The organism is Psychrobacillus syltrankelensis (genome assembly GCF_055454035.1).
This window is the reverse complement of record NZ_CM144227.1, coordinates 1,253,889-1,276,564: the sequence shown is the minus strand read 5'-3', so window position 1 is coordinate 1,276,564 and position 22,676 is coordinate 1,253,889. Positions and strand designations below refer to the sequence as shown.

General features: G+C 36.0%; 21 protein-coding genes. 16 read left to right on the top strand and 5 right to left on the bottom strand.

All coding sequences use genetic code 11. From position 1 onward, the window contains the following. The 8 genes from ACTSKG_RS06470 to ACTSKG_RS06435 all read left to right on the top strand — a co-directional run bounded on the left by ACTSKG_RS06470 (position 1) and on the right by ACTSKG_RS06435 (position 9,802). Entirely contained in the window at positions 1-1,281 is a 1,281-nt protein-coding gene (locus ACTSKG_RS06470) for a dihydroorotase (RefSeq protein WP_464757316.1), read from the top strand. Beyond that, a complete protein-coding gene (locus ACTSKG_RS06465) occupies positions 1,278-2,378 on the top strand; it encodes a carbamoyl phosphate synthase small subunit (RefSeq protein ID WP_464757315.1) in 1,101 nt (366 codons plus the stop codon). Before ACTSKG_RS06470 ends, ACTSKG_RS06465 begins: the two co-directional genes overlap by 4 nt. Then, a complete protein-coding gene (carB, locus tag ACTSKG_RS06460) occupies positions 2,371-5,568 on the top strand; it encodes a carbamoyl-phosphate synthase large subunit (RefSeq protein WP_464757314.1) in 3,198 nt (1,065 codons plus the stop codon). Before ACTSKG_RS06465 ends, carB begins: the two co-directional genes overlap by 8 nt. Then, a complete protein-coding gene (locus tag ACTSKG_RS06455) occupies positions 5,565-6,341 on the top strand; it encodes a dihydroorotate dehydrogenase electron transfer subunit (RefSeq protein ID WP_464757313.1) in 777 nt (258 codons plus the stop codon). Before carB ends, ACTSKG_RS06455 begins: the two co-directional genes overlap by 4 nt. Beyond that, positions 6,338-7,252, top strand: coding sequence for a dihydroorotate dehydrogenase (locus ACTSKG_RS06450; protein WP_464757312.1), 915 nt, complete (start codon positions 6,338-6,340; stop codon positions 7,250-7,252). The genes ACTSKG_RS06455 and ACTSKG_RS06450 overlap by 4 nt, the downstream gene beginning before the upstream one ends. Then, positions 7,249-7,959: an orotidine-5'-phosphate decarboxylase gene (gene pyrF, locus ACTSKG_RS06445; RefSeq protein WP_464757311.1), complete on the top strand. Its 711-nt coding sequence runs from the start codon at positions 7,249-7,251 to the stop codon at positions 7,957-7,959. Before ACTSKG_RS06450 ends, pyrF begins: the two co-directional genes overlap by 4 nt. Next, positions 7,956-8,588, top strand: coding sequence for an orotate phosphoribosyltransferase (gene pyrE / locus ACTSKG_RS06440; RefSeq protein ID WP_464757310.1), 633 nt, complete (start codon positions 7,956-7,958; stop codon positions 8,586-8,588). Before pyrF ends, pyrE begins: the two co-directional genes overlap by 4 nt. 407 nt (positions 8,589-8,995) lie before the next feature. Then, the gene (locus ACTSKG_RS06435; protein WP_464757309.1) at positions 8,996-9,802 is read left to right on the top strand and encodes a DODA-type extradiol aromatic ring-opening family dioxygenase; all 807 of its coding nucleotides are present in this window, start codon (positions 8,996-8,998) and stop codon (positions 9,800-9,802) included. Between the two features lie 174 nt (positions 9,803-9,976). Here the strand turns inward: ACTSKG_RS06435 and ACTSKG_RS06430 are convergent, their stop codons facing one another. Next, the gene (locus ACTSKG_RS06430) at positions 9,977-10,297 is read right to left on the bottom strand and encodes a hypothetical protein (RefSeq protein WP_464757308.1); all 321 of its coding nucleotides are present in this window, start codon (positions 10,295-10,297) and stop codon (positions 9,977-9,979) included. A 307-nt stretch (positions 10,298-10,604) separates the two neighbouring features. Here ACTSKG_RS06430 and ACTSKG_RS06425 point away from each other — a divergent pair, with 307 nt between their 5' ends. Continuing rightward, complete coding sequence (locus tag ACTSKG_RS06425) at positions 10,605-11,579, top strand: alpha/beta fold hydrolase (RefSeq protein WP_464757307.1); 975 nt, start codon at positions 10,605-10,607, stop codon at positions 11,577-11,579. A 66-nt stretch (positions 11,580-11,645) separates the two neighbouring features. Here the strand turns inward: ACTSKG_RS06425 and ACTSKG_RS06420 are convergent, their stop codons facing one another. Beyond that, entirely contained in the window at positions 11,646-12,836 is a 1,191-nt protein-coding gene (locus ACTSKG_RS06420; protein ID WP_464757306.1) for a coenzyme F420-0:L-glutamate ligase, read from the bottom strand. Between the two features lie 120 nt (positions 12,837-12,956). On the opposite strand from ACTSKG_RS06420, the gene ACTSKG_RS06415 reads away from it, so the two are divergent. The 5 genes from ACTSKG_RS06415 to tatC all read left to right on the top strand — a co-directional run bounded on the left by ACTSKG_RS06415 (position 12,957) and on the right by tatC (position 17,745). After that, entirely contained in the window at positions 12,957-13,841 is an 885-nt protein-coding gene (locus ACTSKG_RS06415) for a LysR family transcriptional regulator (RefSeq protein ID WP_464757305.1), read from the top strand. A 306-nt stretch (positions 13,842-14,147) separates the two neighbouring features. Beyond that, positions 14,148-14,906, top strand: a complete 759-nt coding sequence (locus ACTSKG_RS06410; protein ID WP_464757304.1) for a gluconate 2-dehydrogenase subunit 3 family protein — start codon at positions 14,148-14,150, stop codon at positions 14,904-14,906. A 14-nt stretch (positions 14,907-14,920) separates the two neighbouring features. Continuing rightward, positions 14,921-16,633 carry a GMC family oxidoreductase gene (locus tag ACTSKG_RS06405; RefSeq protein WP_464757303.1) on the top strand — a complete coding sequence of 571 codons (1,713 nt, stop codon included), beginning with the start codon at positions 14,921-14,923 and terminating at the stop codon, positions 16,631-16,633. Positions 16,634-16,653: 20 nt separating this feature from the next. Then, the gene (gene tatA / locus ACTSKG_RS06400) at positions 16,654-16,857 is read left to right on the top strand and encodes a twin-arginine translocase TatA/TatE family subunit (protein WP_464757302.1); all 204 of its coding nucleotides are present in this window, start codon (positions 16,654-16,656) and stop codon (positions 16,855-16,857) included. A gap of 15 nt (positions 16,858-16,872) precedes the next feature. Continuing rightward, positions 16,873-17,745 (top strand): twin-arginine translocase subunit TatC, encoded by an 873-nt coding sequence (tatC, locus tag ACTSKG_RS06395; RefSeq protein WP_464757301.1) that lies wholly within the window; start codon positions 16,873-16,875, stop codon positions 17,743-17,745. Between the two features lie 125 nt (positions 17,746-17,870). Here the strand turns inward: tatC and ACTSKG_RS06390 are convergent, their stop codons facing one another. Genes ACTSKG_RS06390 through ACTSKG_RS06380 form a run of 3 tightly spaced genes read right to left on the bottom strand, consistent with a single transcriptional unit; the run spans position 17,871 to position 20,271 of the window. Then, positions 17,871-18,017 carry a FeoB-associated Cys-rich membrane protein gene (locus ACTSKG_RS06390; protein WP_464757300.1) on the bottom strand — a complete coding sequence of 49 codons (147 nt, stop codon included), beginning with the start codon at positions 18,015-18,017 and terminating at the stop codon, positions 17,871-17,873. A gap of 23 nt (positions 18,018-18,040) precedes the next feature. Continuing rightward, complete coding sequence (feoB, locus tag ACTSKG_RS06385; RefSeq protein WP_464757299.1) at positions 18,041-20,047, bottom strand: ferrous iron transport protein B; 2,007 nt, start codon at positions 20,045-20,047, stop codon at positions 18,041-18,043. Next, on the bottom strand, positions 20,044-20,271 hold the full coding sequence (locus tag ACTSKG_RS06380; RefSeq protein ID WP_464757298.1) for a FeoA family protein: 228 nt from the start codon (positions 20,269-20,271) through the stop codon (positions 20,044-20,046). The genes feoB and ACTSKG_RS06380 overlap by 4 nt, the downstream gene beginning before the upstream one ends. A gap of 211 nt (positions 20,272-20,482) precedes the next feature. Between ACTSKG_RS06380 and ACTSKG_RS06375 the strand changes: the two genes are divergently transcribed. Together ACTSKG_RS06375 and ACTSKG_RS06370 are read left to right on the top strand one after the other, a co-directional pair. Then, a complete protein-coding gene (locus ACTSKG_RS06375; RefSeq protein WP_464757297.1) occupies positions 20,483-21,157 on the top strand; it encodes a response regulator transcription factor in 675 nt (224 codons plus the stop codon). Further along, positions 21,147-22,466, top strand: a complete 1,320-nt coding sequence (locus ACTSKG_RS06370) for a sensor histidine kinase (RefSeq protein ID WP_464757296.1) — start codon at positions 21,147-21,149, stop codon at positions 22,464-22,466. Before ACTSKG_RS06375 ends, ACTSKG_RS06370 begins: the two co-directional genes overlap by 11 nt. Positions 22,467-22,676 lie beyond the last annotated feature (210 nt).

Here is a 22,676-nt window from a genome sequence, read left to right as displayed (position 1 = left end):
ATGACAAAAATTATTCATAACGTTCAAATAGTTAACAATAAAGGAGAATTTGAGATTACTTCCGTTGTCATACAAGAAGGTAAAATTACTAAAATCGAAGCGAATGCATCCATAGATGGAGCAGACGTTATTGACGGAGGGAGAATGCTACTATCTCCAGGGTTTATCGATGTGCATGTACATTTACGTGAGCCAGGTGGCGAACATAAAGAAACAATTGAAACTGGAACATGGGCAGCAGCAAAAGGCGGTTATACGACAATCTGTGCAATGCCAAATACAAGACCGGTACCAGATACAGTTGAAAACTTCTCCCATGTGTTAGATTTAGTTGAAAAAAATGCACTTATTCGAGTTTTACCATACGCATCGATTACAATTCGCCAAGCTGGAAAAGAAAGAACAGACATTGAAGCACTTAAACAGTTAGGGGCTTTTGCTCTAACAGATGATGGGGTAGGAGTACAAGCTGCTGGGACGATGTTAGAAGCAATGGAGGAAGCAGCAAAATTTAGTATACCAGTTGTTGCACATTGTGAAGATAATACGCTAATTTACGGTGGTGTAGTGCATAAGGGAAAACGAAACGAGGAGCTTGGGTTAAAAGGTATCCCTTCTGTTTCAGAGTCAGTACATATTGCAAGGGATATTTTACTCGCGGAAGCTACTGGAGCTCATTACCATGTTTGTCATGTTAGTACGAAAGAATCTGTCCGTGTAATACGAGATGCAAAAAAAGCAGGAATACATGTAACAGCAGAGGTAAGTCCTCATCACTTATTACTTTGTGAAGACGATATACCATCCAATGATGCAGACTGGAAAATGAATCCTCCGCTCAGAGGAAAAGAGGATATGCTTGCTTTACGGGAAGGTTTATTAGACGGAACTTTAGATTTCATTGCAACGGATCATGCGCCACATACAGAGGAAGAAAAAGCACCAGGATTTGAAAAGGCGCCATTTGGAATTGTCGGTTTGGAGACAGCGTTCCCACTTTTATATACTCATTTCGTGAAAAGTGGAGAGTGGACTTTAAAACAACTTTTAGAATATTTAACTACTAAACCTTCTAATGTTTTCGGGTTTGAATTTGGAAAATTAGAAGTTGGAGCACCAGCAGATTTAGTTTTAATTGACTTAGAAAAAGAAAAAGCAATCGAAAAAGGAGCATTTTTATCAAAAGGTAAAAACACACCATTTAACGGTTGGGTTTGCTCAGGCTGGCCGCAAGTTACCATTTTTAACGGAGAAATCGTATGGCAGGAGGAAAAAGCATGAAAACGAGATATTTAATATTAGAAGACGGCACTGTATTTAAAGGTAATGCATTTGGAAGTGAAGAAGGAACAATCGGTGAGGTCATCTTCACTACCGCAATGACCGGCTATCAAGAATCAATCTCGGACCCATCCAACTGTGGTCAAATATTAACTTTTACGTATCCAATGGTGGGTAACTATGGGGTGAATCCTGATGATTTTGAAGCAATTCAAATTGGTCTATCTGGAGTAGTTGTTAGAGAGCTTGCGGATCAACCTTCTAATTTTAGAAGTACTAGCACACTAAGTGAATTTTTAGAAGCAAAAAATGTTCCTGGAATTGAAGGAATTGATACTAGAAAGTTAACACGTATTATTCGCAAACACGGATCTTTAAAAGGTCTACTAACAAAAGCAGGAGAAGAAGTGAACTTGGATAAAGAAATCGAAACATTGAAAGCTACCGAAATTGCAAAAAACGTAGTTGAACAGGTTTCCATCACTCGTCCATATCCAAGCCCTGGGCGCGGTAAAAGAGTTGTACTTGTAGACTTTGGTATGAAGCACGGTATTTTAAGAGAATTAAATAAGCGTGATTGCGATATTATCGTCGTTCCTTATAATACATCTGCAAAAGATATTTTAGGAATGGCACCAGATGGTGTAATGCTTTCAAACGGACCAGGAGATCCAACAGATATCCCAGAAGTAGTCGAAATGGTCAAAGGAATAATTGGGAAGGTTCCAATTTTTGGGGTATGTCTTGGTCATCAACTTATTTCACTAGCAAGTGGCGCCAAATCTTTTAAGCTGAAGTTTGGACATCGTGGAGGAAATCACCCAGTGAAGGATTTAACTACTGGAAGAACAGAACTAACTTCTCAAAACCATGGATATGCAATTGATGCAGATTCCATTGCAAATACAGACTTGGAAATTACACATATTGCTTTAAATGACGGTACTGTGGAAGGAGTACGACATAAGAAATTCCCTGTATTTTGTGTCCAGTTCCACCCAGAAGGATCCTCGGGTCCGGAAGATTCTACACACTTATTTGATCAGTTTATCGAATTAATGATACTAGAGAGCAAAAAGGAGAATTCACATGCCTAAACGTAAAGATATAGAAACAATATTAGTAATTGGATCTGGTCCGATTATCATAGGTCAAGCTGCTGAATTTGATTATGCTGGTACGCAAGCTTGTATTTCACTAAGAGAAGAAGGATATCGTGTTATTCTTGTGAACTCTAATCCTGCAACGATTATGACTGATACTGAGATCGCAGATAAGGTATATATTGAACCAATCACACTACCATTTGTGAGTAAGATTATTCGAAAAGAACGTCCAGATGCCATTCTACCAACTCTAGGTGGTCAAACCGGCTTGAATATGGCGATTGCACTTGATGAATCAGGTATATTAGATGAATTAGGAATCGAAATTTTAGGTACGAAACTAGAAGCAATTCATAAAGCAGAGGACCGTGATTTATTCCGAACATTAATGAATGAATTAAATGAACCCGTTCCGGAAAGTGACATCATTCATAATTTGGATGAAGCAAAAGTATTTGTTGAGAAAATTGGTTACCCAGTTATTGTGCGTCCTGCCTTTACATTAGGGGGAACTGGTGGTGGAATCTGCCATAACGATGCAGACTTAGTAGAAATCGTCACGAGTGGTTTAAAATATAGCCCGGTTACACAATGCCTACTTGAAAAATCCATTGCAGGTTATAAGGAAATTGAATATGAAGTAATGAGGGACTCTGCAGATAATGCAATTGTAGTATGTAATATGGAAAACGTTGATGCTGTTGGTATTCATACTGGAGACTCTATAGTTGTTGCACCGACTCAAACATTATCTGATCGTGAAAACCAAATGCTTCGAAATGTTTCTCTTAAAATAATTCGAGCGTTAAAAATTGAAGGCGGTTGTAATGTGCAATTAGCACTCGATCCACTTAGTTTCAACTATTATATTATCGAAGTTAACCCACGTGTAAGCCGATCTTCAGCGCTAGCATCCAAAGCAACTGGTTATCCAATTGCTAAACTTGCAGCGAAAATAGCAGTAGGTTTAACGTTAGATGAAATGATGAACCCTGTAACAGAAAAAACCTATGCATGCTTTGAGCCAGCGCTAGACTACATTGTTGCTAAAATTCCGAGATGGCCATTTGATAAATTTGAATCTGCCAAACGTAATCTAGGCACTCAAATGAAAGCAACCGGTGAGGTAATGTCTTTAGGAAGAACATTCGAAGAAGCTATACTGAAATCAGTGCGATCGCTTGAAACTGGACATTTCCATTTAGAAATGAAAAACAGTGAGTCTATAACAGATGAATGGATGAAAAAGCGTATTTGTCGTGCAGGAGATGAGCGTTTATTCTTCATAGGAGAAGCACTTCGACGCGGAGTATCAGTGGAGCAAATTCACGAATGGAGTCAAATAGATGTATTTTTCTTAAACAAACTTCAAAACATCGTTCAATTCGAGAAAGTAATCCAATCAAATTCATTTGATCGGGATGTATTATACAAAGCAAAACGTATGGGCTTTGCGGACAAAACAATTGCAAAATATTGGGATGTAAAAGAAATCGACGTATATAATTTTAAGAAGGAACACGGAATCGTACCAGTGTACAAAATGGTAGATACATGTGCAGGAGAGTTTGAATCGGAAACTCCTTATTTTTATGGAACATATGAAGAAGAAAATGAATCTATCCGAACAGATAAAGAAAGTGTCATCGTATTAGGTTCTGGTCCAATTCGTATTGGCCAAGGGGTGGAATTTGACTATGCAACTGTACACTCCGTTTGGGCGATTAAAGAAGCAGGATATGAAGCAATTATTATCAATAATAACCCAGAGACAGTTTCAACAGATTTCTCTATCTCTGACAAATTATACTTCGAACCATTAACTATAGAAGATGTTATGCATATTATTGATCTGGAGCAGCCAAAAGGGGTAGTTGTCCAGTTTGGTGGACAAACTGCTATTAATCTAGCGGAAGCGCTAGAAGAAAGAGGAGTTAAAATTTTAGGTACTACTCTAGAAGATATAGACCGTGCTGAAAATCGTAACAAGTTTGAAGCTGCTCTTCACGATATAGGTATACCTCAACCACTTGGAAAAACAGCAGTTTCAGTAGAAGAAGCAGTAGTGATAGCCGAAGAAATAGGATACCCAGTATTAGTAAGACCATCTTACGTACTTGGCGGTCGTGCAATGCAAATCGTCTATACCGAGCATGAAATTAAACATTATATGGAACATGCAGTAGAAGCAAGCCCTGAAAAACCCGTGCTAATCGACCGTTACTTAACTGGAACAGAAGTGGAAGTTGATGCAATTTGTGATGGGGAGAATGTTTTAATACCAGGTATTATGGAGCATATTGAACGAGCAGGAGTACACTCTGGTGACTCAATCGCAGTATATCCACCACAAAAATTATCACAAAAACATATTGGTACACTAGTGGACTACACTACTCGTCTCGCGAAAGGTTTAAAAATTGTTGGGTTGATGAATATCCAATATGTCATATCAAAAGATGAAGTATATGTAATCGAAGTAAATCCACGCTCAAGTCGTACAGTACCATTTTTAAGTAAAATTACATCGATCCCAATGGCGAATATCGCAACAAAAGCAGTATTAGGGCAATCGATCATAGAACAAGGATACACACCAGGACTTGCTCCAAATAGTCCAGGCGTATATGTAAAAGTTCCTGTCTTCAGTTTTGCAAAATTACGCAGAGTAGATATTACGCTTGGACCAGAAATGAAATCTACTGGGGAAGTAATGGGGAAAGATATTACCTTAGAAAAAGCATTATATAAAGGTCTAGTAGCTGCAGGAATGGAAATTAAAGATCATGGTTCCGTTTTAATGACTATTTCAGATAAAGATAAGGAAGAAGCAACGGAGATAGCGAAGCGATTCAATAACATTGGCTTCCGCATCATTGCTACACAAGGAACGGCAGAAGCTATACAAAAAGCTGGTATCCCAGTTGATGTCGTTGATAAAATTGGGTCTAAAGGAACTACCTTGTTAGATGTTATTCAAAAGGGAAATGCACAATTTGTTATTAATACTCTAACAAAAGGCATGCAGCCAGAACGTGACGGATTCCGTATCAGAAGAGAATCTGTGGAGAATGGCATTCCATGTTTAACTTCTTTAGATACTGCTGAGGCGATGCTACGAGTGATTGAATCCATGACATTTTCTACAGAGACGATGAAACATCAGGAGGTTCGTGCATGATTAGACAAGGACAAATGCAAGTCGTGAAACAGAGTGAAATTGCTACGAACATTTTTGAACTAACATTAAATGGACAGCATGTAATCGATATGAACCAGCCAGGACAATTTGTCCACATACGTGTGTCTGATCAAATGGAACCTTTACTAAGAAGACCAATTAGTATTTCCTCTATTAATAAAGAAACATTGGAATTCACAATGATTTACCGTGCAGATGGAAGAGGAACAACTCTCCTATCTGAAAAAAAACAAGGGGCCCAAGTAGATGTACTTGGACCTCTTGGTAAAGGTTTTCCTACTGATAATGTAGAATCAGGTCAAAAAGCTCTTCTCGTTGGGGGGGGAATTGGAGTACCACCATTGTATGAACTTTCTAAGAGACTAGTAGAAAAAGGAGTAAAGCCAATTCACGTTCTTGGCTTTCAATCGAAAGATGTTGTCTTTTACGAAAAGCAATTTAATGAACTAGGTGAAACGTTTATTGTAACAGCAGATGGCAGTTATGGTCATGCAGGATTTGTTACAAATGTGTTAGAAAATTTAGAAGAAGATTTCTCTGTATATTATAGCTGTGGTCCAACACCAATGCTTACAGCACTTGAAAAAATGTATCCAGAAAAAGAAGGATATTTATCTTTTGAACAACGAATGGGTTGTGGAATTGGTGCTTGCTTTGCATGTGTTTGTGAAACAACGGAAAGTACAGAAGCTGATTATGTGAAAGTGTGTTCAGATGGTCCAGTGTTCAAGTCAGGAGTGGTTCGTATATGAATAGATTAGCGGTTGAATTGCCAGGACTTTCATTGAAAAACCCAATTATGCCAGCTTCCGGTTGCTTTGGATTTGGGAAAGAGTATGCTCAACTTTATGATTTGTCTAAGCTTGGAGCGATTATGATTAAAGCAACAACGCTCGAGACAAGACTAGGAAATCCAACTCCACGAGTGGCGGAAACACCTGCCGGAATGCTAAATGCCATTGGGTTACAAAATCCAGGACTTTCAAAAGTGATGCAAAATGAACTTCCATGGTTAGAGCAATTTGATGTACCAATAATTGCAAATGTTGCTGGCACATTATCGGAAGATTATGTTGCTGTTGCAGAAGCAATTTCAAAAGCCCCTAATGTTCATGCTCTTGAGTTAAATATCTCATGTCCAAATGTGAAGCAAGGTGGAATTACGTTTGGTACAGATTCAATAGTTGCAGAAGAATTAACTAGAGCTGTTAAGGCAGTATCTTCCGTTCCTGTTTATGTAAAGCTATCACCAAATGTTACGAACGTAAATGACATAGCAAAAGCAGTGGAAGCAGGTGGAGCTGATGGTATTACGATGATTAATACATTACTTGGTATGCGATTAGACACGAAAACAGGTCGTCCTGTAATTGCTAATATTACAGGCGGATTATCCGGACCTGCTATTAAACCCGTTGCTCTTCGAATGGTATATGATGTTGCTAAACAAGTTTCGATTCCAATTATCGGAATGGGCGGAATCTCTACAATAGATGATGTAATTGATTTTCTTTCAGCAGGTGCTAGTGCAGTAGCAGTAGGAACAGCAAACTTTGTTGATCCATTTATTTGTCCAAATTTAATTGATCAGCTACAAAAAAAGTTAGATGAACTTGGATTTAACACTGTATCAGATTTAGTTGGAAGGAGCCATCGATTATGAAAAACAGTCCAATTATCGCATTAGATTTTGCTACTTCAGAAGATGTATTCCAATTTTTATCACCATTCGACCAATCCCTATTTGTAAAAGTCGGTATGGAGCTTTATTTGCAAGAAGGCCCTTCCATTGTTTATAAATTGAAAGAAATGGGACATGATGTATTTCTTGATTTGAAATTGCACGATATACCAAACACGGTAGGTCAAGCGATGAAAGGGTTAGCACGACTAGGAGCAGACTTAGTAAATGTGCATGCAGCTGGTGGAAAAGAAATGATGATTGCTGCTCAAGAAGGTTTAGAAGCAGGAACAACAGCTGGTGATAAGAGACCTTCTATTATTGCTGTAACACAACTTACATCTACCTCCGAACAACAAATGCAAAAAGAACAACTTATTCATAAGACGATTGAAGACTCCGTTATTCACTATGCAAATTTAGCAAAAATTGCGGGCCTAGACGGCGTTGTTTGCTCGGTACTAGAAGCGAAAAAAATTGCTCAATTATGTGGTAATGACTTCTTACGTGTAACTCCAGGAATTCGATTAGCAGAAGGAGATGCACACGATCAAGTCCGAGTTGCTACTCCAGTAAACGCTAGGATACTAGGCTCATCACATATTGTCGTAGGTCGTGCAATCACAAAAGCAGAAAATCCAGTTCAAGCATACGAAAATATTTTAAAAATGTGGGAGGAACACGTATGACTTTAGAAAATAAAATAGCAAAAGCCCTACTTCAAGTAGGAGCGGTTGAATTAAAACCAAATGATCTTTTCACATGGGCTTCGGGTATTAAATCACCAATCTATTGTGATAATCGCATTACGATGTCATCTCCAGCCATTCGTAAGGAAATTGCTAATGGTTTAGCGGAAGCAATCGAGAAAAACTACCCAGGAACAGAAGTCGTAGCAGGAACTGCAACAGCAGGAATTCCACATGCCGCATGGGTTAGTGATGTACTAGAACTACCAATGATGTATGTACGTTCGAAAGCAAAAGAGCATGGTCGTGGCAATCAAATCGAAGGTAAGGTTATTGCTGGACAAAAAGTAGTTGTTATTGAAGATTTAATATCTACAGGCGGAAGCAGTTTAGTAGCAGTAGAAGCACTTCAAAAAGAAGGATTAGAAGTACTTGGCGTAGTGAGCATATTTACATACGGACTTCCCAAAGCTGAAGAGTCATTCAAAAAATCGGACATCTCATTTGTAAGCTTAACGAATTACGATGCTCTAACGAATGCAGCAAAAGAGGTAGGAACAATTACAGAAGCAGATCTTCCAATGCTATCTAAATGGCATAATGATTTGAAAGAAGGATTATTAAAATAATAAAAAGACATTCACTCGTCACCAAGTGAATGTCTTTTTTAGATGCTACAGCTTATTGAAAAGTAGAATGTTCTTGCGATTTACTCAAAATACTCTTAGTGGGAAAAGGATTTATAGAGATACTCGGCGATTTTCTGAGATACTCGGCGATTTTCTGAGATACTCGGAGATTTTCTGAGATACTTGGAGATTTTCAGAGATACTCAGAGATTTTCAGAGATACTCAGAGATTTTCAGAGATACTCGGCGATTTTCTGAGATACTCGGAGATTTTCTAAGATACTCAGAAGTCTTCTTAGAGTCCATAGCATTATTAATAAATCTTTAAACTTTTAAAGGAATATACATATAATTTAGCGAAAGGAAGTAGTAGTTTCAAATAGTTTATTTTTGAGGAGAGTGTACAATTGAATCCATTTGTTTTTGCATGTATTGCCCCTCATGGAGGGGAAATAATACCAGAGTTAAAGGGGAGTAATCCTAACAGAATGTCGGTAACGCGCAATAGTTTGATAACGATAGGTGAAGGGATGGAGAAGGCTAAGCCAGATGTTCTAATTGTTCTTACTCCACATGGTACTCGGATTAATGGTCAATTTTCAATTTCAGACTCTGAAAGGATGGAGGGAAAAGTTGAAGAGAACGATTCTTCATTTATGATGATGAGGGGCGTTGATAGACAACTTGCAAAGTGCATTGCGGAGGAGGCTACATTAGCTGGAATTCCTACAGGTACTATAAACTACGGAACTGCATCGGGACCAATCTCATGTTTACCTTTAGACTGGGGAGCGATTGTACCTCTTCGATTTATGCCCGATATTCCAATCATAGTAATTACTCCTTCAAGAGATATTTCCTATGAAACGCATTTGGAGTTTGGTAGAGTTCTAGGAAAAGTTGTCCTGGCATCAAAAAAGAGGGTAGGGCTAATTGCAAGCTGTGACTGGTCACATGCACATGACGAATCAGGTCCGTATGGATATGATCCTGCAGCAAAAATGTTAGATGAAGAGGTAGTAACATTGATGAAACAAAACCAACTTGAAAAAATGGTTGAGTTTGATTCAGAATTTGTAGAAGCGGCAAAACCGGATGGTATTTGGCAAACTTTAATTTTAGCAGGTGCTATACCGCAAGAAGGACGAAAGATAGAATTTTTATCTTATGAGGCTCCGACATATTTTGGGTTGATATGTGCCATAATAATTTGAAATTTCAATTTGTAAATATGTTGGCAACCCTTATTTTTATTGCTAAAATCGTAATCGTTTTCGTTTTTGAAGACCCAATTTAAGACATCTGAGAAAGTCCTAATATTTAGCAAAAAGAGCCTGGAAATCCATGCTCTTTTAATTTTTCTATTTACAAACGGCCCAAGGTAACTGTTAGAAATAACTTCTGTAATAATAAAGCGTTGCGACAATTGTTATGACGGTGTAAGCCAAGGATGTATAGAAAGCGATGTTAGGTGAAAACTCAAACTTTTGACTGTCCATTCTAATACCTGTGGAACCTTGAATGGTAATGTGCAAGTGTCGAGAACCAAAACCACCCTTAGAAGTAAAAAAACCAATAATGATGGTAACTGCTAATCCGATAAAAAATGAATAGTCAAAAATATTTGTATGTGTGAAAAATGTTATTCCAAAACTCAAACCTACTAGTACTAACAAAGTTATTACGATGGTTATTAATCTTCGTTTCATATTCTCTAGTCCACCTTTTTGATTCTAGTTATTTAAATATATATACGTTAAATAAACACTTGGTTTTATAAAAATAATGTTCAACTTATTTATGTACATACTTTAATGATTGTCTTCTTACTAAAATTCAACTCATCGTCACCTCTAACTTCTTTTTCTCTCTTCATCAAAAAAATTAACAATTCAAACTTAAGAAGTATTAAATTACTGTTTCGAGATTGCCAAGAGCGTTTTAGGGTAATATATGATGACATCGAATAAAATAAGATATAACCGATATTTTATACATAGCAAAAGGGGAAATAACATGTTCAGACGTAAAACAGCTCACATCAAAACTGAAAATAGTATTGCTGAACTTAAAGCAATTGTAATAGGTGGTGTGCAGCAATGGATTTCTATAAGAGGAGAAGATAAAAGGATGCCAGTCTTGCTCTTTTTACATGGGGGTCCAGGAACAAGTCAGATGGCACTTATCGGTGATTACCAGGAGGAATTAGAAAAATATTTCATCGTTGTCAACTGGGATCAAAGGGGAGCAGGTTTGTCATATACAAAACAAGTCACCAAAGAATCCATGACAATTAAGCAATTCTTAAATGACACTATTGAATTAACCAACTACTTAAGAAAAGAGTTTCATCAAGAGAAAATATATATAGTAGGGCACTCATGGGGAACAATATTAGGGTTACTTGCGATAAACGAACATCCTGAATTATATCATCATTATTTTGGTGTATCCCAAGTATTAAGTATGAGCAAGGTAGAGGAACTCTCCTATCGATTGATATTAGAAAAAGCAAGAAAACACAATCATCGAAAAGCAATTTATCAGCTAACAGAGATGGGAAAACCACCTTGGACTAGCTTGAAAAACAATAGAATCCACCAAAAATATTTAGAGATATTTAAAAGTGGAATTTCTCGTGATGGAATACTGTTGAAAACCTTTGTGAAAAAAATGTTTAAAAGCAGTGAATATACATTTTTAGATATGATTCGTTTCATTAGAGGGCAATATTTTAGTAATAAAAATCTTATGGATGAAGTGAGAAGTTTAGATTTAAGTGAAATAATCCGAATTGTGAACGTTCCAATTACGCTTATGGTGGGAAGACATGATTTAACGACACCCCCTGAACCAACGAAAATTTGGTTTGATTCTCTTCAAGCGAAAGATAAAGAATGGGTTTGGTTTGAGCATTCCGCACATTCTCCACTGTTTGAGGAAAATCAAAAGTTCATTGATTTAGTATTAACACAAACAAGAAGTCGCTAGAAGAAAATGAATGAAACTGTCATAAAAATAAGCAATGCTCATATTACGAGCATTGCTTATTTTTTATTATTTCGTATAGTTGTCAAAATACCCTTGTATAAAGATAATAGGTGTTCCTTTATCTCCACTTCCAGAAGTTAAATCAGATAGCGAGCCGATTAAATCTGTAAGCTTTCTAGGGGTTGTTCCTTGTGCTTCCATTGCTCCAACAAGGTCTTCATTTTTATTCGTAATGTATTGCGACACTGCTTGTTGAAGTTCTTCACCTCTTAAATGAGCAAAGTTATTATCAGCTAGATATTTTAATTTTATTTCATTTGGTGTGCCATCAAGACCAGCTGTATACGCTGGTGAAACTACAGGGTCTGCGAGTTCCCAAATTTTCCCTACAGGATCTTTGAATGCTCCATCCCCATAAATCATCACTTCTATATTTTTGTCTGTTTTTTCTTTTAACAACTGTTGAATATTATCTACGATTGGTTGACAATTACGTGGGAAAAGTTTCACACTATCTTCAGTAGATTTGTTGGAACCTAGTAGACCGTATGCTTCATTACATCCACTGCCATCAATTGACTCTGATAATATGTTATCAAGGCTGTAGACTTTCTCTCCACCATTTGCTTTTAATATTCTCTTTGTTCTAAATCTTGTATGTATATCGCATGTAAGAACATTTTTTGTATAGTCTAAAATAGTTTTTGGGTTATTAGAGAATATAACCTCACATTCCACACCGTATTCTTCAATTAATGATTTATAATAATCAATATAGTCAACGCCAGTGAATGGATGTTTGTTATATCCAAAATGTTCACGGAATTGTATTTCTGTTAACACATCTGTCCAAGGATTAACTCCTTTTTCATCAAGCATATCTAAATCCACTAAGTGATTACCAATTTCATCAGATGGATAGCTAAGCATTAAAACAATTTTTTTAGCACCTTTTGCAATACCGCGTAGACAAATGGCAAAACGATTACGGCTTAAAATCGGAAAAATGACACCAATTGTATCCTCTCCGAATTTAGAGTTCACATCTTTCGCAATATGATCAATTGTAGCGTAATTTCCTTGAGCACGTGCAACGATAGACTCAGTTACCGTAACAATATCTTGATCTTGAAAAAGAAAACCTTCTACTTCTGCTGCTTTTAATACGCTATCTACTACAATCTCTTCAATACTGTCTCCTTGATTGATGATAGGACAACGAAGACCTCTTACAACTGTTCCAACTACTCTTTCCAAAAAAATCGCTCCTTACAAGCTTTAAATTTATAAATATTTCGTAACTACTTGTACTATACATTGGTTTAGTGGTATAAGTAAAATGAATATACATAATGGTGGGTATAAGGAGAGCTTATATTGATAAGTAAACTAGATTTGTATAAAGTATTTTGTAAAGTAGGGAAAAGTGAAAGTTTTTCAAAGGCGGCAAAAGAGCTCTATATGACACAGCCTGCTGTCAGTCAAGCAATCATGCAATTAGAAAGAGAACTAGATATACGTCTCTTTAATAGAACACCTAAAGGAGTATCTTTAACCAATGAAGGGAAACTTTTATTTGAGTATGCTAATTCAGCATTAAATTTAATCCATGTAGGAGAAGAGAAAATTTTAGAGTCTAAGAATTTAACTACTGGTGAATTAAAAATAGGAGTAGGGGATACGATCTCGAAATACTTTCTTCTACCATATTTAGAAGCATTTCATAACAAATATCCTAACATAAAATTCAAAATTGTGAATGGTACTACATTAGAGTTGTGTAGTATCTTAAAATCCGGAACTGTAGATATTGCTATCTGCAATTTTCCTATTGATGACCCAACATTAGAACTAATTCCGTGTATTGAAGTTCAAGACATTTTTGTTTGTGGAGAAAAATATAAACATTTGCTATCATCGCCAATAAAATTAGATGAATTAGTTAACCATCCATTAATTTTATTAGAACCTAAATCAATTTCTAGAAAATATGTCGATGAATACTTATTAGATAGAGGTATTAAAATCGCACCGGAATTTGAATTAGGCTCTCATGATCTATTGTTGGAATTTGCTAAAATAAACTTAGGGATAGCATGTGTAACGAAAGAATTTTCTCAAGACTATTTAAATAGAGAATTACTATATGAAGTAAAACTTGTAGAAAAAATACCGAGTAGAAATATTGGCGTATGTTTTTTGAAAAGTGTTTCTCTATCGCCAGCTTCCACAAAATTTGTAGAAATAATAGAAAACAAATAACTTCAACAAAAATACTAATTAGCTTGAACTGGTTACCTTTTGAAATGGTACTTGTTTAAGCTTTTTTTAGATAAAGACTTCCTCATCAAATACAACTACAGCGCTGTTTAAATAACAGATATTTTTCATCCTCTTTTTCTCTTACTTCTTCTCATTTTTTTAAAACAAATCAGTAAATGAATTTTTTATTTCTTTTGGAATTGCCATGGAGAAAATTATTCCAGTGCTTCTGTTTTATTGAATAAAAAAAAAGAAAAAAGAACATGCTTGGTTTAGATGGAATTACCTACTAAAGGAGGAATGAATATGGCAGATAATAAAAATGGATTATCACGGCGTGACTTTCTGAAGACTACAGGTATTGCCACAGGTGCCCTTGTTGGTGGGGGGATAATTGGTGGCCTTGTCGGATACAAAGTCAACAAGCCAGGAGGAAAAGTTGAAAATACCGAGAAGCACGGTGGTGGAAACACTGCAACACAAGATATAAACCGAGGATTAATGTTTTTTACAAATCAAAACGAATTCCATGTCCTTTCTCAGGCAGTTGAGAGAATTTTTCCAGAAGATGATCTTGGTCCAGGTGCAATTGGTTTAGGAGTTCCTTATTTCATTGATAACCAGTTAGCTGGAAATTACGGAAGCAATGCAAAAGAATATATGCAAGGACCTTTTTTTGCAGGAGAATCTACACAGGGATACCAGAGTAGATTAACGCGTGCACAGATATTTAGTCACGGAATTGCAAAAATGGATGAAGAAGCCCAAAAACGATTTAATAAAGGGTTTGGTGAATTGGATGGTAAGCAAATGGACGAAATTTTAACTGCTTTCCAAAAAAATGAAATAGATATGAAAGGTGTTTCCTCAGAATTTTTCTTTAAACTCCTTCGTACAGCAACGCTTGAAGGTGCCTACGCAGATCCGATATATAATGGCAATGTCAATATGGACGGATGGCGTATGAAAGGGTTCCCAGGTCATCAAATGGCCTATATTAATGTAATTGAAGATGAGAAGTTTCAAAAAATTGAACCACAATCTATTAGTAGCATGCAACATTAAGGAGGGAAAAGTGAATGGTAAAGACGTTAAATAAAGTGGATGTGGTTACAGTTGGTGTCGGGTGGACCGGGGGAATCATCGGTGCAGAGTGCGCAAAGGCCGGTATGAAAGTAATCGGTCTAGAGAGAGGAAATAAGAGAAGTACTGAAGATTTTTTGTTAGTGCATGATGAGTATCGTTATGCTATTAGGTATGATTTGATGCAGGATTTGTCCAAAGAGACAATTACATTTAGAAACACTCGAAAACAAAGAGCTCTTCCGATGAGACAAATGGGTTCGTTTCTGTTAGGTGAAGGTCTTGGTGGGTCGGGTACCCATTGGAATGGAATGACATATCGTTTCCTTCCTTACGATTTTCAAATAAAAACGCAAACAGAAAAGAAATACGGAAAGAATAAGTTACCTTCAGAGTATCTATTACAAGATTGGGGGATAACTTATGACGAGTTGGAACCTTATTTCGATAAATTTGAAAAGACAGCTGGAATCTCAGGGGAGGATAAAAACCCATTTGCGGGAAAACGTGCATCTGCTTATCCAACACCTCCAATGAAACGAACACCAATATTAAAAAAATTTGAGTCAGCGACAACAAAACTTGGGTATCACCCTTTTATGGTGCCTTCTGCAAATTTGTCAGAGGCTTACGTAAATCCTGATGGCTCATCAATAGCCCAATGCCAATATTGTGGTTTTTGTGAACGATTTGGTTGCGAGTATGGTGCTAAATCATCTCCTGAAGTTACTGTTATACCGACTGCTATGAAGACAGGTAAATATGATGTTCAATTTCATGCGAATGTTATTGAAATAATGAAATCAGGAAACAAGGTAACTGGCGTAAAATATGTAGACACTCAAACTGGTGAAGAATTTATCCAGCCAGCAGATGTTGTTGTATTAACTAGTTATGTCTTGAATAATGCTAAGTTATTGATGGTTTCAAAAATTGGAGAGCAATATAATCCGGACACAGGGAAAGGTACACTTGGGAAAAATTATGGATACCAAATTGAACCAGGTACTACCGGGTTTTTTGATGAACAGATGAACGTATTTATGGGTGCAGGTGCTTTAGGAATGACAATAGATGATTTTAATGGTGATAACTTCGATCACTCTAAACTTGATTTTATTCACGGAGCAAGTATATCCATTACGCAATCAGGTAGTCGGCCAATTTTAACCAATCCAGTACCATCTGATGTTCCTGTATGGGGTGCAGAGTTTAAAAAATCATCAATTGAAAATTACTCTCGAACATTATCTGTTTTTGGACAAGGGGCATCAATGCCACACAAAGAAAACTACATGACTCTAGATTCGAGTTACAAAGATGTTTATGGTGTTCCTCTTCTTCAGTTGACATACAATTTTACTGAACAAGATCGTAAACTTCATGATTTCATTACTAAAAGGACAGCAGAAATAATGAAGGATATGGGTGCTAAAAAGGTTGAAGCTGGAAGTCCCATTACTAATTATGATATCGTTCCATATCAATCGACGCATAATACAGGTGGAACTATTATGGGGGCTAGTCCAGATAATAGTGTAGTGAATAATTATTTACAACATTGGGATGCCGAAAACCTTTTTGTAGTTGGTGCTGGGAACTTTGCACATAATAGTGGTTATAACCCAACTGGAACTGTTGGAGCACTTGCATATCGTGCTGCTGAAGGTATTGTGAAGTATAGAAAAAGTGGAGGTTCGCTCGTTTAATTAGAAAAGGAGGCATTTATATGGGTTTATCAAGTATCGGTATACCAGGTTTAATCATTATACTGGTTATTATTTTAGTATTGTTTGGACCAAGGAAACTCCCCGAAATTGGATCAGCTGTAGGTAAAACACTCGCTGAATTTAAGAAATCAACTCGGGAGATCATGGAAGAAGATACAGTCACTAAGAACATAGAGAAAATTGAGAAGAAAGAGATTGAATAGATAGCAGGTGATGAAATGGATCCATACGGAGATCATAATCGCAAAATCTTAAGCCCACTAGATAAAGTTATAGAGGAACAGACGGAGACAGCCAATATAGATGTAAAAAAAGAAAATGACTTTCAAGCATTAGATGTATTGGAATCAGAGATGCCAGTGAATGATTTTAATAACGTAGATTCCCTTGTTGAGCATCTTGCGGATTTAAGAAAACAGCTTATTAAAGGAACTGCTGTGTTTCTAGTATTTTTCTTAGTCGTATTTGCTTCCATTAATTTATGGTTCCCTTACGTCACACGTGGTCATCAGTTAATAATTCTAGGTCCACTGGAAGTCGTTAAATTTTATATGTCCATCTCAGTGGCATTAGCATTTGGATTGTCCATGCCTTTTCTTTGTCATTTTCTATGGCAATTTGTGAAGCCTGGTTTAAACGAAAGGGAAAGTCGTTTTCTTAGTCTTTTTTCTCCGATTATGCTACTGCTATTTATAGGTGGAGTATCATTTGGATACTTTATTGTTAACCCACTTAGTTATCACTTTCTTGTCTCCCTTGGAGCTATGAATTTTACAATTATGGTATCCGCCCAAGAATACGTTAAATTTTTGCTGATGACAACAATGCCAATTGGTATAATTTTTGAATTGCCAATTGTGACACTCTTTTTAGCGACGATTGGATTGTTAACTGCAGAGTCTATGAGAAAAGTGAGGAAATGGTCGTATCTTGCTATCGCTATTATTTCAGCTTTAATTACACCTCCAGATTTTGTGAGTCAACTAATCGTATTAATACCAATGACTTTGCTTTATGAAGCAAGCATTCATGTGGTTATATACGCGGAAAAAAGAAGTATTACTACAAACAAAAAAGCCGAAACCCAATAATAGGGTTTCGGTTTCAATCCGTAGAGAAATTCTATAGTATACTACTATTAAAATTGGCAAAAGACATGTTGCTCTTAAAGTGCAATTGCTGTTTTCTTATTCTCAAAGATATTTTTCAAACCAGTTTACTTATTAGTTGAACAGGAAGATGAACATTTTTCGCTTAAGGCACATCCAGCACATTTGCCCATTTTGCTTTTTTTAACAAAACGCATGAGTGTAAAAATAGCATAGCCGAAAATAATTACGCCGAGAATGACGCTTACTAACATTTTGTATTCCTTCTTTCCGATTATTAGAATCCTAGAAGACGCCCACCTTGATAAATGATGATTGATACAATATAGGCAATGATTAGTGCGTAAATAATGGAAAACCAAGTCCATTTCGTTGAACCTGTTTCTTTTTTAATTGCAGCAACTGTTGCTAAACAAGGAACATACAGTAATATGAATGCTAAAAAGCTATAAGCTGAAAGTGGTGTAAAGAAGTCAGCCATAACGCCTTGTAGTGTGTGCATGTCAGGAGCAACGTAAATAATATTCATGGTTGAAACGACAACTTCTTTTGCAAGAAAACCAATTAATAATGCCGCTCCTGCTTGCCAGTTACCAAATCCAATCGGATTCAGAATAGGTGCAATAGCACCACCAATTAGAGCTAGAAAACTTTCATCCATTGGAACATTTAATCCGTGAGGCCCGGAATACGTTAATAACCAAATCACAACGGATCCACCAAAAATAAATGTACCAGCTTTTCGTATAAATCCTTTTCCTTTTTCCCACGTACTTTGCAGTAAAGTCTTTAGTTGTGGGATTCTATAAGGGGGTAATTCAATAACAAAAAACGAACTTGCTTGTTTTAATATAGTAGCTGAGAAGATTTTTGCTAATGTTAAAGCAAGAATAATACCTAACAAATAAAGTGATAACACAATTAATGCTTGGTTATGCTTAAAAAATGCTCCGACAAACAAACTATATACAGTTAACCTGGCAGAACAAGACATAAGTGGTGTTAAAATTATAGTGAGTAGTCTTTCTTTAGGCTGCTCAATGGTTCTTGCAGCCATAATTCCAGGTACATTACAACCAAATCCTATAATCATTGGAATGAATGCTTTTCCATTTAACCCTATACTCTCCATTATTTTATCCATAACCATGGCTACTCGTGCCATATACCCTGAATCCTCAATAAAGGAAATGAGAAAGAAAAGCATAAATATTTGCGGAACAAAAACAATAACTCCTCCAACACCTGCTACAATTCCTTGTAGAATTAACGCTTGAATAAAGTCGGTGGCTCCTACCACTTTAAGTAAGCTATTTAACGTGTCTGTAAGAGGTCCGGTTATAAAATAATCTAAACCATCTGAGAGTGGTGTTCCTGCCCAATCAAAAGTTAGTTTAAAGATGAGATACGTAAAAAGCAAAAAGATTGGTAGACCGAGCACTTTATTTGTCACTATACGATCAATTCGATCTGTAAGTGTAGTTTCATTTTGTTTGGTTTGAAGCATGCAGCAAATTAATAACGATTGAATATAGTTACCACGAATTACTCGAATATGATGAGCAACTGAAATTGCTTTTGTTTCTGTCTGAATATCTGTTTCCGTCTTTTTAAACAGTTCATTCAAATCTGAAACAGGTATATATTTTGTAAGTAAATCTCGAACTAAGTTGTTTCCTTCAAAAAACTGAATGGCTAACCATCTGCTTGGTGGTAATTCTTGATTTGTTGGAATCAAAGCAATTACTTGCTCAATCGCTTCTTCAAGTGTTCTTCCATAATCAATAACAAGTGGGGATTGTTGAGAGACTGATGAAGATAGCATGGTAGCCAGTTCATCACAACCTACACCTGAACGCGCAATAATTGGGGCTACCTGACAACCGAGTCGTTCTGATAAGAGACGGACGTCAATTTCCATACCTCTTGCTTTCGCAACATCTATCATATTTAACCCTATAGTGAGCGGTTTTCCATACTCTAAAAGTTGCAAAGTTAAATATAAATTTCGTTCTAATTGAGAAGCATCCACAATGTTTAATATCATAGAAACATCATCATAAAGAAGATAGTTAGTAGCAACACCTTCATCTTTAGATAATGGATTAAGTGAGTAAACGCCTGGTAAGTCAACTAAATTTCCTAAATTATTTTTTAAGACACCGACTTTTTTTTCAACTGTCACTCCTGTCCAGTTTCCCACATATTCATAGGAGCCTGTAAGTCTGTTGAACAAGGAAGTTTTTCCTGTGTTCGGGTTACCAGCCAAAGCAACTGTGTTCATACACTCTCCACCCGAATCATTTTAGCTTCACGGCGGCGAATTCCTATTAATTGTCCTTTTGCTTCAATTGCAATTGGACCTCCTAACGGTAATATTCGCTTAATCATAACAACAGTTCCCTGCATAATTCCTAAATCTAATAAACGACGCTGAACAAGCTCATTCATATGATTGGTATTCGTAATACGTACTCTTTCACCTGTGTGTATATCTGTTAAAAGCATTCAATTCACCTCTATTAGGATGACAATATAAATCATTTTTACTTTACAAGTATATGAGAATGATAATCATTTGTAAATACTTAAGATTATGGTTAATATCAAAACTGTCTTTACTCCAAAATTTTGTGTATATTATCACTATATTAACTATCGTTGGGTAAAAAGAGATGAGAACCTAGTTGAAAAAATTCTAGAAGACAGGTGGACGATTATGAAGATTCTATTAGCAGAAGACGATCATCGTTTAGGCAAGTTGTTAGAACATATGCTAAAAAGAAAAGAAGGATACACGGTGGAGTGGTATACAAATGGTAGAGAAGCGTATGAATATGCCATTGAATCTCATTATGATGTATTAATTTTAGATTGGATGTTACCTGAATTGGATGGAATAACGGTTTGCCAAAGATTGAGACAAAATGGTTATATAGGAGCGATCTTAATCTTAACAGCGAGAGATGATGTGTTGGATCGAGTAAAGGGTCTCGATTCTGGTGCAGACGATTACTTAACAAAACCATTTGAGTTTGAAGAACTTTTTGCGAGAATCCGTGTTCTTTCAAGAAGAAACTATGCACCCATACAAGAAGATGTAGTTATTTTTGGCAATTTAACTATTGATCGTACTAAACATACTTTATACCGAAATGGAATCGAAATATCATTAACTCCAAAAGAGTTCCAATTACTAGATTTATTAATTAGAAATAAGGGGAAGGTTTTAACCCGGGAAGTAATTCTCGATCGAGTATGGGGTTACAATGCAGACGTTACAAGCAATTCGGTAGATGCCTATATCAGACTGCTTCGAAAAAAAGTGGACGAAGAAGGTAAAAAAACTATTATTTGCAATATTCGAGGAGTAGGATATTCAGTTGAAACATAATGTAAATGTATTTTCTACAACTAGAAAAAATTTAGCTCAATATAATAGTAGGATGCTAATTGTATTCTTATTACTATTTAATATTGTTATTAGTGTTTTTCTTTTTATCAATATGTACAATGAACAAAAAGTAACGATGTTCGATATAGCCAAACAAGAAATAAAAGAGTTGCAAACTGATGATGACGCATTATCAAGTGGTCAAAATCAGAATACTGGAACAGAATCTAACGGTAATAAAACGCAAGGAGTATTCCTAACCTATTTTCTAAAATCAAATAATGAATTAGTGATTATAGATGAGTTTTCACTTAAAATGAGAGAGCTTTTTTTTAAAACGGTGCAAAATTGGAAACCCTCTGACATGGAGGCTAAATATCAAAAGATTCAACTTTCCAAAAAAAACTCTGTCTATCTTCTTATTGTTTCACAAAATGTTTATGAAAAGGGTAACCTAAAAGGAACTATTTATATTGGAAAGGATATTACTTTTTTAAGGAATATGTTTATCCATTTTTTGTTTATCCTTCTTGGAATATCACTCATCTTTTTTGTCATTGCTCTTATAGTTGGTCAAGCTATGACAAAACGTGCGATGGAACCAATTATAAAAACCTATAATCTACAAACAGAATTTATTGCGGATGCTTCCCATGAGTTAAGGACACCGTTAAGTGTATTGAAGTCGGGTCTAGAAGTTATTGAATATGAAGAGGGGAATAAATTTTCATCATTTTCTAAGAGTATTTTAGCTGATTTAAAAGAAGAGATAAGAAGCACAACACAACTAGTGAGTAATTTATTATTTTTAATAAGGTCAGATTCAGGGGAACAATCGTCTGTAGCTGAGGAGTTTGATTTGCAAGAGTTAATGCAACAAATTTTAAGGTCATTTCATCCTTTGTCCGAGACTAAGAAGATACGATTGGATATACAAATACTAACTCCACTAATGCTGTTTACTGATAGAGAAAAATTAAAGCAATTGCTGTACATCCTTATTGATAATGCAATTAAATACACACCAAGCGGAGGAAAGATAAGCATCTCCTATGAACTTAAGTCAGATTATCAAAATGAAAAGCTATATATAGTTGTTAGCGACAATGGTATTGGTATTCCTTTAGAACAGCAAGAGCGTATATTTGACCGTTTTTACCGTGTTGATAAAAGTCGTTCTCGTCAAAGTGGTAGTTCAGGTCTTGGATTACCTATTGGTAAATCTATTGTGGAATCATTACATGGCACTATTAAGGTTTCGAGCGCTTTGAATAAAGGAAGCGAGTTTACCATAATGATTCCTCTTTAAAAGCAATTAGAAGTGATTGAAAAAATGTTTAACATTAAAAAAAACATTAATTTTCATTTGTTTTTCATTCTTGTATTTTATAGTTTTCCCTAGGGAATAATATTAAAAAATGAGGAGGATTAATAAATGGGGCAACATAGAGACAATCGAAAAAATAATAGTAAAAATTCAGTTGTTACTGGGGAATTCGTAAACTCTAATTCACAAGGT

Coding starts and splice junctions, on each gene's coding strand:
- ACTSKG_RS06470 (WP_464757316.1), top strand. CDS start 1: ATGACAAAAATTATTCATAACGTTCAAATAGTTAACAATAAAGGAGAA.
- ACTSKG_RS06465 (WP_464757315.1), top strand. CDS start 1,278: ATGAAAACGAGATATTTAATATTAGAAGACGGCACTGTATTTAAAGGT.
- carB (WP_464757314.1), top strand. CDS start 2,371: ATGCCTAAACGTAAAGATATAGAAACAATATTAGTAATTGGATCTGGT.
- ACTSKG_RS06455 (WP_464757313.1), top strand. CDS start 5,565: ATGATTAGACAAGGACAAATGCAAGTCGTGAAACAGAGTGAAATTGCT.
- ACTSKG_RS06450 (WP_464757312.1), top strand. CDS start 6,338: ATGAATAGATTAGCGGTTGAATTGCCAGGACTTTCATTGAAAAACCCA.
- pyrF (WP_464757311.1), top strand. CDS start 7,249: ATGAAAAACAGTCCAATTATCGCATTAGATTTTGCTACTTCAGAAGAT.
- pyrE (WP_464757310.1), top strand. CDS start 7,956: ATGACTTTAGAAAATAAAATAGCAAAAGCCCTACTTCAAGTAGGAGCG.
- ACTSKG_RS06430 (WP_464757308.1), bottom strand. CDS start 10,297: ATGAAACGAAGATTAATAACCATCGTAATAACTTTGTTAGTACTAGTA.
- ACTSKG_RS06425 (WP_464757307.1), top strand. CDS start 10,605: ATGTTCAGACGTAAAACAGCTCACATCAAAACTGAAAATAGTATTGCT.
- ACTSKG_RS06410 (WP_464757304.1), top strand. CDS start 14,148: ATGGCAGATAATAAAAATGGATTATCACGGCGTGACTTTCTGAAGACT.
- ACTSKG_RS06405 (WP_464757303.1), top strand. CDS start 14,921: ATGGTAAAGACGTTAAATAAAGTGGATGTGGTTACAGTTGGTGTCGGG.
- tatA (WP_464757302.1), top strand. CDS start 16,654: ATGGGTTTATCAAGTATCGGTATACCAGGTTTAATCATTATACTGGTT.
- tatC (WP_464757301.1), top strand. CDS start 16,873: ATGGATCCATACGGAGATCATAATCGCAAAATCTTAAGCCCACTAGAT.
- ACTSKG_RS06390 (WP_464757300.1), bottom strand. CDS start 18,017: ATGTTAGTAAGCGTCATTCTCGGCGTAATTATTTTCGGCTATGCTATT.
- feoB (WP_464757299.1), bottom strand. CDS start 20,047: ATGAACACAGTTGCTTTGGCTGGTAACCCGAACACAGGAAAAACTTCC.
- ACTSKG_RS06380 (WP_464757298.1), bottom strand. CDS start 20,271: ATGCTTTTAACAGATATACACACAGGTGAAAGAGTACGTATTACGAAT.
- ACTSKG_RS06375 (WP_464757297.1), top strand. CDS start 20,483: ATGAAGATTCTATTAGCAGAAGACGATCATCGTTTAGGCAAGTTGTTA.